At 65.1% G+C, this 14,297-nt stretch carries 10 protein-coding genes; 6 read left to right on the top strand and 4 right to left on the bottom strand.

All coding sequences use genetic code 11. From position 1 onward, the window contains the following. The first annotated feature begins 115 nt into the window (after positions 1-115). The 4 genes from alaS to ACMAUO_RS03215 all read left to right on the top strand — a co-directional run bounded on the left by alaS (position 116) and on the right by ACMAUO_RS03215 (position 5,580). Positions 116-2,752: an alanine--tRNA ligase gene (alaS, locus tag ACMAUO_RS03200; RefSeq protein ID WP_420355541.1), complete on the top strand. Its 2,637-nt coding sequence runs from the start codon at positions 116-118 to the stop codon at positions 2,750-2,752. Between the two features lie 259 nt (positions 2,753-3,011). Beyond that, positions 3,012-3,710 carry a carbonic anhydrase gene (locus ACMAUO_RS03205; protein ID WP_420355542.1) on the top strand — a complete coding sequence of 233 codons (699 nt, stop codon included), beginning with the start codon at positions 3,012-3,014 and terminating at the stop codon, positions 3,708-3,710. Then, the gene (locus tag ACMAUO_RS03210) at positions 3,688-4,599 is read left to right on the top strand and encodes an endonuclease/exonuclease/phosphatase family protein (RefSeq protein ID WP_420355543.1); all 912 of its coding nucleotides are present in this window, start codon (positions 3,688-3,690) and stop codon (positions 4,597-4,599) included. The genes ACMAUO_RS03205 and ACMAUO_RS03210 overlap by 23 nt, the downstream gene beginning before the upstream one ends. A gap of 21 nt (positions 4,600-4,620) precedes the next feature. Then, the gene (locus ACMAUO_RS03215; RefSeq protein WP_420355544.1) at positions 4,621-5,580 is read left to right on the top strand and encodes an aldo/keto reductase; all 960 of its coding nucleotides are present in this window, start codon (positions 4,621-4,623) and stop codon (positions 5,578-5,580) included. A 58-nt stretch (positions 5,581-5,638) separates the two neighbouring features. Here ACMAUO_RS03215 and ACMAUO_RS03220 read toward each other — a convergent pair whose 3' ends face one another. From ACMAUO_RS03220 to ACMAUO_RS03235, 4 genes are all read right to left on the bottom strand, one after another. Then, the gene (locus tag ACMAUO_RS03220) at positions 5,639-5,776 is read right to left on the bottom strand and encodes a hypothetical protein (RefSeq protein ID WP_420355545.1); all 138 of its coding nucleotides are present in this window, start codon (positions 5,774-5,776) and stop codon (positions 5,639-5,641) included. 199 nt (positions 5,777-5,975) lie between these two features. Continuing rightward, the gene (locus ACMAUO_RS03225; protein WP_420355546.1) at positions 5,976-6,770 is read right to left on the bottom strand and encodes an SDR family NAD(P)-dependent oxidoreductase; all 795 of its coding nucleotides are present in this window, start codon (positions 6,768-6,770) and stop codon (positions 5,976-5,978) included. A 47-nt stretch (positions 6,771-6,817) separates the two neighbouring features. After that, entirely contained in the window at positions 6,818-10,255 is a 3,438-nt protein-coding gene (mfd, locus tag ACMAUO_RS03230) for a transcription-repair coupling factor (protein ID WP_420357189.1), read from the bottom strand. A gap of 53 nt (positions 10,256-10,308) precedes the next feature. Next, the gene (locus ACMAUO_RS03235; protein WP_420355547.1) at positions 10,309-10,620 is read right to left on the bottom strand and encodes an FAD assembly factor SdhE; all 312 of its coding nucleotides are present in this window, start codon (positions 10,618-10,620) and stop codon (positions 10,309-10,311) included. Positions 10,621-10,758: 138 nt separating this feature from the next. On the opposite strand from ACMAUO_RS03235, the gene recG reads away from it, so the two are divergent. Both recG and ACMAUO_RS03245 read left to right on the top strand, forming a co-directional pair. After that, entirely contained in the window at positions 10,759-12,876 is a 2,118-nt protein-coding gene (gene recG, locus ACMAUO_RS03240) for an ATP-dependent DNA helicase RecG (protein WP_420357190.1), read from the top strand. Positions 12,877-13,179: 303 nt separating this feature from the next. After that, on the top strand, positions 13,180-13,932 hold the full coding sequence (locus tag ACMAUO_RS03245; RefSeq protein WP_420355548.1) for a DUF1796 family putative cysteine peptidase: 753 nt from the start codon (positions 13,180-13,182) through the stop codon (positions 13,930-13,932). Positions 13,933-14,297: the final 365 nt, after the last annotated feature.

Raw genomic sequence — 14,297 nt, forward strand, 5'->3', positions numbered from 1 at the left:
GGCGCCGATTCGCCTCACCGCACGCCCTTGCTCTTCCTGCCGGGCACGCCGTGCGCTAGGTGATGGTATCCGAGCTTTCCAGCCTTCGCCATTTCAGGATCGTCAGCCCTCCGCCATGACCTCCACAAACGATATCCGCGCGACCTTCCTCGACTATTTCGCGGCCAACGGTCATCAGATCGTGCCGTCCTCGTCGCTGGTGCCGCGCAACGACCCGACCCTGCTGTTCACCAATGCCGGCATGGTCCAGTTCAAGAACGTCTTCACCGGGCAGGAAACCCGCCCCTACTCGCGCGCCACCACGGCGCAGAAGGTGGTCCGGGCCGGCGGCAAGCATAACGACCTGGATAATGTCGGTTATACCGCCCGCCATCACACCTTCTTCGAGATGATGGGGAATTTCTCCTTCGGCGACTATTTCAAGCCCGAAGCGATCGAACTCGCCTGGAATCTGATCACGCGCAATTTCGGCCTGTCTCCCGAGAAGCTGCTGGTCACCGTCTACGCCGACGACGAAGACGCCGCCGCCCTGTGGCGCAAGATCGCCGGCCTGCCCGACCAGCGGATCATCCGTATCGGCACCTCCGACAATTTCTGGCGCATGGGCGACACCGGCCCCTGCGGCCCGTGCTCGGAAATCTTCTACGACCACGGTCCCGACGTTCCCGGCGGCCCCCCCGGCTCGCCGGACGAGGACGGCGACCGCTTCGTCGAGATCTGGAACCTCGTGTTCATGCAGTTCTTCGAGGATCCGCCGGGCATCCGCTCGCCGCTGCCGCGCCCCTCGATCGACACCGGAATGGGGCTGGAACGCTTCGCCGCCATCATGCAGGGCAAGCGCGACAATTACGACACGGACACGATGCGCGCCCTGATCCTGGCCTCGGCAGAGGCCACGGGCCAGGACCCGGACGGCCCGTTCCGCGCCAGCCACCGCGTGGTGGCCGACCACCTGCGCTCCACCTCGTTCCTGATCGCGGACGGCGTGCTGCCGTCCAAGGACGGTCGCGGCTACGTCCTGCGCCGCATCATGCGTCGCGCGATGCGCCACCTGCACATGATGGGCACCAAGGAGACGGTGTTCCACCGCCTGGTTCCCGCCCTGGTGCGCCAGATGGGCGCCGCCTACCCCGAACTGGTCCAGGCCGAAGCCCTGATCCGCGAGACCATGCGCGGCGAGGAAGAGCGCTTCAAGGCGATGCTGGAACGCGGCCTGGCGCTACTGGCAGACGAGACCGCGAAGCTCGGCGACGGCCAGAAACTGCCCGGCGACGTGGCCTTCAAGCTGTACGACACATTCGGCTTCCCGCTGGACCTGACGCAGGACGCCCTGCGCGGCGGCAGTCATGAGGTCGACGTCGCGGGTTTCGACGCCGCGATGCAGGTGCAGCGCGAACGCGCTCGCGCCGCATGGAGCGGCTCGGGCGACAGCGCGACCGAGACCGTGTGGTTCGAGGCCCGCGACACATTCGGCGCCACCGAGTTCCTGGGCTACGCGACCGAACAGGCCGACGCCGAAATCCAGGCCATTGTCAGCAACGGCCAGTCGGTGACCGAAGCCCCGGCGGGCGCCGAGATCGCCCTGCTGCTCAACCAGACCCCGTTCTACGGCGAAAGCGGCGGCCAGGTCGGCGATACCGGCCTGATCACAGCACCCGGCCTGCGCATCGCCGTCACCGACACGCAGAAGCGTCTGGGCGACCTGCTGGTCCATTCCGGCACGGTGATCGAAGGCACGGTCCGCGTCGGCCAGGCGGTCACCGCCACCGTCGATCACGAACGGCGCAGCGCGATCCGCGCCCATCATTCCGCCACCCACCTGCTGCACGAGGCCCTGCGTCGGCGCCTGGGCGAGCACGTAACGCAGAAAGGCAGCCTGAACGCGCCCGACCGCCTGCGCTTCGACATCAGCCAGCCCCGCCCACTGACGCCGGAGGAAATCGCCGAGGTCGAGGCCGAGGTGAATGCCCGTATCCGCGAGAACAGCGCGGTCACCACTCGCCCGATGTCGCAGGAGGAAGCCGTGGCGCAGGGCGCGATGGCCCTGTTCGGCGAGAAATACGGCGACGAGGTCCGGGTCGTGTTCATGGGCCCGGCGGAGGAAAACCGCCCGGCCTGGTCGATCGAGCTGTGCGGCGGCACGCATGTCAACCGCACCGGCGATATCGGCCTGTTCCGCATCACGTCGGAAAGCGGCGTCTCGGCCGGCATCCGCCGCATCGAGGCGGTAACGGGCAAGGCCGCCGAAACGGCCGCCGTCGCGACCGAGCAGCGGCTGGCCCAGGTGGCGGCGATGCTGCGCGTCTCGGCCGCCGAAGCCCCCGAGCGGCTGGCGGTGATCCTCGAAGAACGCAAGGTCATGGAGCGCCAGATCTCCGACCTGCAACGCAAGCTGGCCAGCGGCGGCGATGGCGGCGCCACCACCGAGACGATCAACGGCATCGGCTTCATCGCCCGCAATGTCGGCGACCTGCCGGCGCGCGAACTGAAGCCGCTGGCCGACTCCCTGCGCCAGCAGGTCGGCTCGGGCGTGGTGGCCCTGGTCTCCACCGCCGACGGCAAGGGCAGCGTGGTCGTCAGCGTCACCGCCGACCTGACCGAGCGTTTCGATGCGGTCGAACTGGTGCGCGCGGCCAGTGCCGCCATGGGCGGCAAGGGTGGCGGCGGGCGGCGCGACATGGCCCAGGCCGGCGGCCCGGACGTAGCGCAGGCCGACGCGGCGCTCGACGCGGTGCGCAAGTCCCTGGCCTGAGCGTACAGCCCCCCATCGCCGTGTCCCGATGACACGGCGATGTGTCCGGCGCCTGACATAGTATGTCCCGGGCCCCCGCAAGCGAAACCGGACCTGTGCCGTCCTCGTTTCCATGCTATCTTCGACGGGCCCGGCCATGCCGGCGCCCCGGCGCCCGCATGCCAAGACGGCACGTCTCCTCCAGGACGGCCGTTGTTAGGGTGACCGTTCGAACGCCACTGTGGAGTTCCAGGCGGACTTCAGAACATAGGGACCTTCGATGGCCGACACTGATGCCAAGAAAACATTGATCTCGCTCCTGCACGGGGTCGAGAAATTCAATGCCGAGATCTTCCCGCAGAATCGCGAACTGTTCGCGGAACTGGCCGGCCAGCAATCTCCGGACACGTTGTTCATCGCCTGCGCCGACAGCCGGGTGAATCCCAGCATGATCACGCAGACCCAGCCGGGCGACCTGTTCGTGCTGCGCAATATCGGCAATATCGTCCCCGCCTACGGCGAAATGCTGGGTGGCGTGTCGTCCGCGATCGAATATGCGGTCCTGGCGCTGGGCGTGTCGCATATCATCGTCTGCGGCCATTCCGATTGCGGGGCGATGAAGGCGCTGCTGGACCCCGATCCGTCCAAACTCGCTCACATGCCCACCGTCGCGTCGTGGCTGCGCAACGCCGAAGCCGCGCGGGCAGTCGCGGGCGCGCTGCGCGCCACCGACGCCGGCCCGGAATCCGTGCGCAGCCTGGCGGAACAGAACGTGCTGCTGCAGATCGCCCATCTGCGCACCCATCCGGCCGTGGCCGCCGCCCTGGCGCGCAACACGCTGATCCTGCAAGGCTGGTTCTACGACATCGCCAGCGGCGAGGTCGTGATCCTGGACGAAACCTCACGATCCAGCATCCATGTCGACGAAGCCATCGCCCGCCTGACCCGTGAGGTGGATGCGAAGACTGAACAGGCCTGATCCGCGATCGGCGGTCATCCGCTTCCTGGCCTGTGCCGGGTGGCTGGTGGCCGTCCTCGCCACATCTCCGCTCCACGGCGCGGCCGCCCGCGCGATCAAGGTCTCGACCTGGAACCTGGACTGGCTGACGGCACGGCCACCGGGCGACCCCGCCCTGCCCCCCGATCTTCATCATCGCAGCGACGCCGGCCTGCGCCAGTTGGCTCTCTACGCCACACGGCTCGGCGCCGACATCATCGGGTTTCAGGAAGTCGATTCCCCAACCCTGGCCGCCCGCCTGTTCCCACCCGAACACTATCAGGTCGTCATGAGCGACGATCACGTGGTCCAGCGCGTCGGGCTGGCGGTCGCCACCGGGCTGACCGTCACCCGCCATCCAGACCTGTCGGAACTCGACGTCTATCCGCCCGACGCTCCCCATCATCTGCGCGTGGGGCTGGATGTCACGGTCGGTGACGGCACCGCCAGCCTGCGCATCCTCATCGTGCATCTCAAGGCCGGCTGCCGCAACGCGGCCCTGGCCGACCGGCGGCCGGCCTGCCGCACGCTCGCCCGGCAGCTGACGGTGCTGGATGACTGGATTGCCCAGCGGCAGGACGAAGGCGTAGCCTTCCTGGTCATGGGGGATTTCAACCGCAACCTCACCCCTGCCGACCCATTCTTCCGGCAACTGGAAACCGACGGCCCCCTGACACTGACCACGGCGGGGCGCGCCAGCCCATGCTGGGGCGGCACCTATTTCATCGACCACATCCTGCTGGGCAACCAGGCCCGCGCATGGCTCCACCCCGACAGCCTCCGGGTCCTGACCTACGACACGCAGGACCAGACCCAGGCGCCGGACCTGTCCGATCATTGCCCGGTCTCGGTCGGGCTGGAGATGCCCTGAGCGGGCAAGAAGGTTTTCCCCATGGAATATCGTCACCTCGGCCGTTCCGGCCTGCGCGTCTCGGCCGTCGGGCTGGGCTGCAACAATCTGGGCGGCCGCATCGGGCTGGACGAGTCCAGGGCCGTGGTCCACCAGGCCCTGGACAGCGGCATCACCCTGTTCGACATCGCGGATGTCTATGGCCGGCGCGAAGCCCATTACGGCGCGTCGGAGGAAACACTGGGTGCGATCCTCGGCCCGCGCCGCAACGAGATCGTGCTGGCCACCAAATTCGGCATGCCCATGGATGCCGAGGGCTACCTTCAGGGCGCGTCGCGCCGCTACATCCGCCAGGCCGTCGAAGCCAGCCTGACCCGCCTGCGCACGGACAGGATCGATTTGTACCAGGTCCATACCCCCGACCCGGCCACCCCGATCGAGGAGACACTGCGCGCCCTGGACGACCTGACCCGCGAGGGAAAGATCCTCTATGCCGGCTGCTCCAATTTCCCGGCCTGGCAGGTCGCCGACGCCTGCCACGTCGCCCGCGCGGCCGGCTATGCCGGCTTCATCTCGTGCCAGGACGAACTGTCACTGCTGGCGCGGGACGCATTGCGCGACCTGGTGCCGGCGATCCGTCATTACGGCCTGGGGCTGCTGCCCTATTTCCCCCTGGCCAGCGGCATCCTGACCGGGAAATACCACCGCAATGCACCCCCGCCTCCCGGGAGCCGGCTGAGCGCCTGGATCCATCTGGCCGACCGGTACCTGACCGACGCCAACTGGACTCTTCTCGACCGGCTGGATCGCGTGGCCCGCACGCACGGGCGCAGCCTGACCGAACTGGCCTTCGGCTGGCTCCTGTCGCACGATGTTGTGGGCTCGGTCATTGCCGGGGCCACCCGCCCCGCACAGATCGAAGCCAACGTCGCCGCCGCCGCGCGTCCGCTGACCGCCGAAGAACGCAACGCGCTCGCGACCGCGCTATCCGGTCCCGAATGACCATCCATCGGCCAAACGTGCTCTCACTTCGGAAAAGCGGAACAGGCCCCAAGGGCGATCAGGCGGGCCATACCCCCGAGAAGAAAGCCGCCCGCCACCCGATCATGATCATGCCGATGACGAACAGGATCGCACCCATCAGCTGAAATACATCGCGCAGTGGTGCCTGGGGCGCACGATCCTCGATTTCAGGCATGCATCGCTCCCTTCCTGTATTGTTACTGTTCTTAACATCCGTGACGACAGCACGAAAAGGGCCACACGCCCGATGACTTGTTTTGTGACGAAAACATCTTCGTGCGGCGCGCAGGAAGCACGTCCCATTTCCGCTGAGCCATCATTTGAAAAATAACCGGCATCGGATCACCGGCCGACCGAGTCGACAGAGCAGTCCCTCACCCCGGATGGCGCAACAGGCCCCCTTCCACCCGCAAGGTCGCCCCGGTCGTGGCCGACGCCTGCGGCGAGCAGACATAGGCAACCATGCTGGCAATCTCCTCGGGCTCCGCCAGGCGGCGGATCAACGAGGCCGGCCGGTGCTGCGGCACGAACTCGGCCATGATCTCCCCGATCGGCCGGCCGCTCTCCTGCGCCGCCTTGGCGAACATCTCCATCACGCCTTCGGTCCGGGTCGGCCCCGGCAACACCGAATTGACCGTCACGCCCGTTCCGGGAACGCCCTCGGCAATCCCCCGGGCGATCGCCACCTGCGCGGCCTTGGAAAATCCGTAGGCGACCATGTCCGCCGGAATATTCAGCGCCGATTCGCTGGAGACGAACACCACGCGCCCCCACGCCCGCTCGACCATACCCGGCAGATAATGGCGGGTCAGGCGCACGCCGCTCAGCACATTGATGTCGAAGAAACGCTGCCAATCCTCGTCCGGCGTCTCAAGAAACGGCTTCTGCTCGAAAATGCCCAGATTATTGACGAGAATATCGGCCTGGGGAACGAGGCGGATAAAGCCGTCGATTCCCTCCTTGGTGCCCAGGTCGCCCGGCACGCCGCGCAACCGCGCGGTGGGCATGCGGGTCCGGATATAGGCCATGGCCTCGTCCACCCGGGCCTGACTGCGACCGTTGACGATCACGTCCGCCCCGGTCTCGGCCAGGGCCAACGCGATGGCCAGCCCGATCCCGGCGGTCGAGCCGCTGACGATCGCCGTTTTTCCTGCCAGATCGATTTTCATTCCGCTTCCTCCTTCCGCGTGTCCGTCACCACAAGCGGGGTGTGTCGTCAGGCCGCCTTCTCCTGTTCCGCCAGGCGACCCAGAGCCTGGACCGTGTCCTTTGCCAGACGGATGCGTTGCGCATTCGTCATCTCCCGCACCAGCGCCAGCTTGTGGTCGGGACGCAGGCGGACATTGCCCTCTTTCTGCTTCGCCATCCATGCTACCAGCCCGGCGGGATTGGCGAAATGATTGCCCCGGAACTGGATCACCATCCCCTTCGGCCCGGCCTCCAGCCGCTCGACCCCGGCCTCGCGGCACAGGCGCTTGATCGCGACGACATCCAGCAGGTTGCGCACCGGATCAGGCAGCGTGCCGAACCGGTCGACCAGTTCGGCCTCCATCGCCTCGATCTCGGCATCGTTCGCCAGTCCGGCGATGCGCCGATACAGCCCCAGCCGCACCGGCAGGTCCGGCACATACTCTTCCGGAATCAGCACCGGCAGGCCGAGGATGATGTTCGGCGTCCAGTCCCGGTCCTCGGCCTTGCGCCGGCCCTTCTCGGCACGCAGTTCCGCCACCGCGTCTTCCAGCATCTGCTGGTAGAGTTCGATCCCGACCTCGCGGATATGGCCCGACTGCTCGTCGCCCAGCAGGTTGCCCGCACCGCGCAGGTCCAGATCATGGGACGCCAAGGTGAATCCCGCTCCCAGCGTATCGAGCGTCTGCATGACCTCCAGCCGCTTCTCGGCGGCGGCCGAGAGCACATGGGTCTGCGGCCAGGTCAGGTAGGCATAGCCGCGCTGCTTGCCGCGCCCCACGCGCCCGCGCAACTGATAGAGCTGTCCCAGCCCGAACATGTCGGCCCGATGGATGATCAGCGTATTCACCGCCGGCATGTCCAGCCCGCTTTCCACAATATTGGTGGAGAGCAGGATATCGTATTTGCCGTCGCTGAACTCGGTCATCACCCGTTCCAGCTCGGTGGGCGTCAGGCGCCCATGGGCCTGCACCAGCCGCGCGTCGGGCACGATTTCCTGCAATCGCGCGCCCATCCGGTCCAGATCCTCGATCCGCGGCACGACGCAGAAGATCTGCCCGCCCCGGAACCGCTCGCGCTGGATCGCCTCGCGGATCACCACGCTGTCGAAGGGCATGATGAAGGTGCGCACCGCCAGCCGGTCGGTCGGCGGCGTAGCGATCAGGCTCATTTCCCGCACGCCGGTCAGCGCCAGTTGCAGCGTGCGCGGCAGCGGCGTGGCCGACAACGTCAGGACATGCACATCCTCGCGCAGCGCCTTCAGCTTCTCCTTGTGGGCGACGCCGAAATGCTGCTCCTCGTCGATGATCAGCAGTCCCAGGTCGGCGAACTGCACGCCCTTGGCCAGCAGGGCATGGGTGCCGATGATGATGTTGATCGTGCCGTCGGCCAGTCCCTTGCGCACCGCCGCCGCTTCCTTGGCCGTCACCATGCGCGACAATTGCGCCACCGTGACCGGCAGCCCGGCAAACCGGGCCGAGAAGGTGCGGAAATGCTGCCGCGCCAGCAGCGTGGTCGGCACCACCACCGCCACCTGCGCGCCCGACATCGCGGCCACGAAGGCCGCGCGCAACGCCACCTCGGTCTTGCCGAACCCCACATCGCCGCACACCAGACGATCCATCGGCCGGCCGGAGCCCATATCCTCCAGCACATCGACGATGGCGCGCGACTGGTCCTCGGTCTCCGCAAAAGGAAAACGACTGCAGAACTCGTCCCACAATCCTTCCGCCGGGGTCAGGCTGGGTGCCTCGCGCAGCGCGCGCATCGCGGCGGTGCGGATCAGTTCACCCGCCATGTCGCGGATGCGCTGCTTCATCCGCGCCTTGCGGTTCTGCCACGACGCACCGCCCAGCTTGTCCAGCGCCACCCCGGCCTGGTCGGACCCGAAGCGACTGAGCAGCTCGATATTCTCGACCGGCAGGAACAGCTTCTCGCTGCCGTCATAGACCAGGCGCAGGCAGTCATGCGGCGCGCTGCCGACCGCCACCGTCTCCAGCCCGTCATAGCGGCCGATGCCGTAATCCTGATGCACCACCAGGTCGCCCTCGGCAATCTCCGACGCCTCGGCGATGAACTGGTCGGCCCGCTTGCGGCGGCGCGGCGGGCGCGAAATCCGCTCGCCCAGCAGATCCTGTTCCGACACGAAGGCCAGATTGTCTGCAATGAAGCCGCGTTCCAGCCCCAGCGTCAGCAGCCCGACGGTTCCGGCCGGCAGATCCTGCGCCTGGGTCCAGGTCTCGAACGTCTCGGCCCGCATGCCGTGCTCGCGCAGCAGCGTCGCGATCCGCTCGCGCGAGCCACGGGTCCAGGCCGACAGATAGACCCGGCGCCCGGTCTCGGCCCATTGCCGGACCTGCACATCGAGCATGGCGAACACGTTCTCGCGCGATCCATCCACCACCGAGCGGGCGAACAGGATTCCCGGCCGCCCAAGCGCGTCGATACCCTCCGCCCCATCCGGGCGGGAGAAGGGATTGAACACCACCACCGGATGGCCGGACAGCATGCCGTCCCATCCCTTGCGGTCCAGATACATCAGATGCGGCGGCAGCGGCCGGTATGGCACCTCGCCCTCGCGCACCGGCTGGCGCCGCGCCTCGAAATGGTCGGCGATCATTTCCAGCCGCGACGACAGCACCTCGTCCGCCTGATGCGCCATGATCACGGCCACGCCCGGCAGATAATCGACCAGCGTTTCCAGATGCTCGTAGAACAGCGGCAGCCAGTGCTCCAGCCCGGCATGGCGCCGACCGTCGGAAACATGCTGATAAAGCGGGTCGCCGGCGGCAGCCGGCCCGAACAGATCGCGCCAACCGGTGCGAAAGCGCGAGATACTGGCCTGATCGAGGCTGAAATCGGCCACCGGACGCATCACGAACCGGTCCAGCCGCTCGGAAGACCGCTGGGTGGCCGGGTCGAAACGGCGGATATTCTCGACCTCGTCGCCGAACAGGTCCAGCCGCACCGGCTCGGCATCGCCGGAGGGGAAGATGTCGAAGATACCGCCCCGGGTCGCGAATTCGCCCGGTTCCATCACCGTATCGGTGCGGTTGTAGCCGTTGGTCACCAGCAGTTCGATCAGGAACTCCTGATCCAGACTGTCGCCGGCGGCTACCGTCAGCGACTGGCCGCGAAAGGCGGCGCGCGGCGTCACACGCTGGACCAGCCCGCCCACCGTGGTCAGCACGATGCGCGGCCCCTTCGCGGGTTCCAGCAAGCGCGTCAGGGTCGCGACCCGTTCGGCGATGATCGCCGGATTGGGCGACACCCGATCATAGGGAAGGCAATCCCACGCCGGAAAACGCAGGATCTCCGCATTCGGCACGATGAACGAGAGCAGGTCGCCGATCCGCGCCATGCCCGCATCGTCGCGCGCCACATGCAGCACCGGCCCGTCATGCTCGCGCGCGCGCCGGGCGACGAGAAAGGCGTCGTACCCGTCCGGCACCCCCCAGACATTCATCCAGCCGGGGTGCCCGGAGGCTGGCGCGGCGGCTTGGTCCCTTCCCTCTGCTGTCATCGTTCTCCCCGGATCGCGGCCTGCCGGGCGGGATCGTTGGCGTCGGCGATGATGGCCCGCATCATCGGGCAGTCGACCTCGGCCGGCACCGGCTTGCGGCCGCTCAGCCAGTCCGCCAGGTCGGCGTCCGGCAGGTCCATCACCGCTTCCAGCGCATCCATGTCCGCATCCGACATCGCCGCCAGACGCGGGGCCACAAAGCCGCCGATCAGGATGTCGGTCTCATGCGTGCCGCGATGCGTGGCGCGGAAATAGATCCGGCGACGGCGCGGATCGAGGTTCGAAAAGTCCGGTATGTCGAGGGACATGGTGCCTGCCCTGATATGGTTTCGTTTTGTTCCTTCGCGTTGCTGTCCTATAGCCCTCCGTCAGGGTCCTGTCAGCCCGGCAGTCGCACCGGCCCCCAGAAACGGCCCCACGGAAATTAACCGGGGGATTTGAGGACGATCGAGCCCAGCGTGTCCGATACCACCCCCCAGGACGATTCACCGGGCCTTCTCGGCCCGCTTCTGGCCCCGCTCGCCACGCTGCCCGGGGTCGGCGCCGCCACCGCGAAGCTGCTGGCGCGCGCGACCGGCGGCACGCGCGTGGCAGACCTGCTGTTCCACCTTCCCGAATCCTTCATCGACCGGCGCTATCGCCCCCCAATGCGCGACGCCATCCCAGGCCGGATCTGCACCCTGTCCGGCACCGTGCAGCGGGTCGATGCCCCCGCGCGCGGCTCGCGCCAACCATGGCGGGTCCGCCTGTCAGACGGCAGCGGCGCGATCGACCTGGCCTTTTTCTCCCCCTACCAGGCACGGCAGATGGTGATCGGCAGCACGGTCGCGGTCTCCGGCATGCTGGACGAATTCGGCGACCGGCTCTCGATCGCCAACCCCGATCACATCGTGCCGGGCGGCGATATCGGGCGCATCCCGATGCTGGACCCGGTCTGGCCACTGACGGCGGGCCTCTTCCCCCGCCATGTCCGCAATGCGCTGCGACAGGTTTTCCTACGGTTCCCTACCCTGCCGGAATGGCTGGACCCCACGCTCGTCGCGCGACGGCACTGGCCGGATTTCGAAACCGCGCTGCGCCAGTTGCATTGCCCCGATGAATTCCCCGACCTGCTGAAGGACGATGCCTACGCCGCCGCGTCCGAACGGGCCCGCCTGCGTCTGGCCTGCGACGAATTGCTGGCCGAACAGGTCGCGATGGCCGAGGCCAGGCGGCGCAACCGCAACCGTCCCGGCCGCGCGATCATCCCCACAGGCGTGCTGCGCACCACGTCGCTGGAGCGTTTCGGCCACCCCCCGACCGGCGCCCAGACCCGCGCCCTGCGCGAAATCGATGCCGATCTTGCATCTCCCAGCCCGATGCTGCGCCTGGTGCAGGGCGATGTCGGCGCGGGCAAGACGCTGGTCGCCCTGCAGGCGATGCTGGGCGCGGTGGAGGCCGGGCACCAGGCGGTGCTGATGGCACCGACCGAGATCCTGGCCCGCCAGCATCTGGCCACCTTCACCCGGCTGGCCCCCGTCCCGGTCGCCTTCCTCAGCGGCAGCGTCAAGGGCCGGGCCCGGCGCGACGTGCTGGAAGACATCGCCACCGGCCGTGCACCCCTGGTGGTCGGCACGCACGCCCTGTTCCAGGACAAGGTGGTCTTCGCCGACCTGGCGCTGGCGGTGATCGACGAACAACACCGCTTCGGCGTCGAACAGCGGCTTCTGCTGGGTGAAAAAGGCCACCTGACCGACATCCTGGTCATGACCGCCACCCCGATTCCCCGCACCCTGCTGCTGACCCAATGGGGGGAGATGCAGGTCAGCCGCCTGGACGAGAAGCCGGCGGGGCGGCTGCCGATCCGCACCTCGCTCCACGCCATGGCGTCACTGGGCGACCTGCTGGACGGCATCGGCCGCGCCATCGCGGGTGGCGCGCGCGTCTTCTGGGTCTGCCCGCTGGTCAGCGAGAGCGAGGCACTGGACATCGCAGCGGCCGAAGCCCGCTTCGCGGTGCTGGCCGAACGGTTCGGGCCAGTCGTGGGCCTGGCCCACGGCCAGCAGGACATCGCGGTGCGCGAGGCTGCAATCGCCGATTTCGCCGCCGGCCGCACCCGCATCCTGGTCGCGACGACGGTGATCGAGGTCGGGGTCGACATCCCCGCCGCCACGGTCATGGTCATCGAGCACGCCGAGCGGTTCGGCCTGGCGCAGTTGCACCAGCTCCGCGGCCGCGTCGGTCGCGGCGGCGACGAATCCTTCTGCCTGCTGCTGCATGACGACGCCCTGGGCAAGACGGCGCGGCGCAGACTGGCCCTGCTGCGCGATACCGAGGACGGCTTCCTGATCGCCGACGAGGATTTCCGCCTGCGCGGCGGCGGCGACCTGACAGGCCGCCGCCAGTCCGGCCTGCCGGACCTGCGACTGGCCACCGGCGCCCGGCTGGACCTGCTGGTAACGACCGCGGCACAAGACGCGCAACGGATCGTCGAAGGCAACGCCGAGGCAAGGCGTGGGGCGATCGCACTGGCCGTGGAACTGTTTGACCGCCACGACGCGACACGGACCTTACGGTCCGGCTAAGATCCTGCTCAACAACCATCCAGAAATCACCATGAAACAAGGACTTGCCGAAATCTTGTTTTAAATTTAAAATTTTGCAACTGGCCCGGTCTTGGAAGCCAAAGATTGAAAGCAGGTTACTTACAGATAAGGTAAATCATGGTCCGGATTATTCATCTGATGATACAGATAGACCACCATCCAACCTGCTGCAATCAGGAACCTCCAGAAGACACACACAGCGGTCAACGGTCTCGATTTGCCTCAAGTCGTCGCAAGCTTAAATGATAATTTCAGAAAAAATATTAAGACAAGGATTATAATATGAAAATTCAATATCTTACAAAATTTTTTGGGTCCAAAGAGACCACAGAGATGAAAGAAGATCGTAATCTATTTGAATTATTTAAATCTCTTGATCCAGTTTCTTTTTTTATACCTTTCGGAACATGCTGCCTTCCAGCAAAAACCATTGAAACTTTAGGGTTGAGGAGATTTTCCTTGCCCATGGATTGGCTATTCACAACAAATCCCATGCTAGTTCACTGTATCAATGATGATTTTTCCACTTTTTTAGATAAAAAGTATTATAGTTTCATACCGCTCCACGAAAGGCCATGGGGAGAAGATCATAGTTTTTGTCACCATTCATTTTACAGAGAAAATCATAATGCAAATTTCGTATTCAATCATTTCAACCCCTTAGAAGGGCCTGTTTACGAAACATTGAAGCGCAGAACCGATAGACTTATCAACACCCTTAGTTCAAAAGAAAACAAAGTTTTTTTAAATTTCTCTCATGATTCATGTAAAAAAGAAGATTTTATCCATTTGCATAATGCAATAAAAGAAAAATATAGCAATTTTTCACTTGTGATGATTTCATACAATGGAATCTCCACTGATGGTGAATTCATAAAGAATGTGAGTTTTTTGGATCAGTCGTGTTACTGTGAATTTTATTCTTTTTCAAAATTTACTGGGGATAGATTCCATGCTGATATAGACAACTCAATTATCCATTCAATTCTTTCGTTTATGAAGAAAGATGCCGCGTTTGACTTCCTTAAGGAGTGAATTCATGAGAGTCTTCTGAAGAATGATGAACTGGTAGCATAGCCTGCGCTCAAATCCATCCTTGGGTCCTGCCCCTGCAATCGAAAAAGGGTATCCTTGGCTGGATTTCGGCGCTTCAGGCGGCATAGCGGGCAATGCAGCAATGATTTGAACGAGACCGGCTGGTATTTCTTGTCGATCCACCCGGAGCAGCCACGTGTGAAAATACGGTGCCCCCCAATGCCCAACGAACGGCGATTGCACGACATAAGCGGAAGAGAAGCCACGTCTCCACGCCCATCGCGGTAGCATGGAGACCAGGCTGTCCACCGCCCCTAATGACATACTCACGTCGAAACTCAGCGCGGGAATCCGCTGTTAATCTT

It is taken from the genome of Gluconacetobacter brunescens, from assembly GCF_048695475.1.
Taxonomy (GTDB): Bacteria; Pseudomonadota; Alphaproteobacteria; order Acetobacterales; family Acetobacteraceae; genus Gluconacetobacter.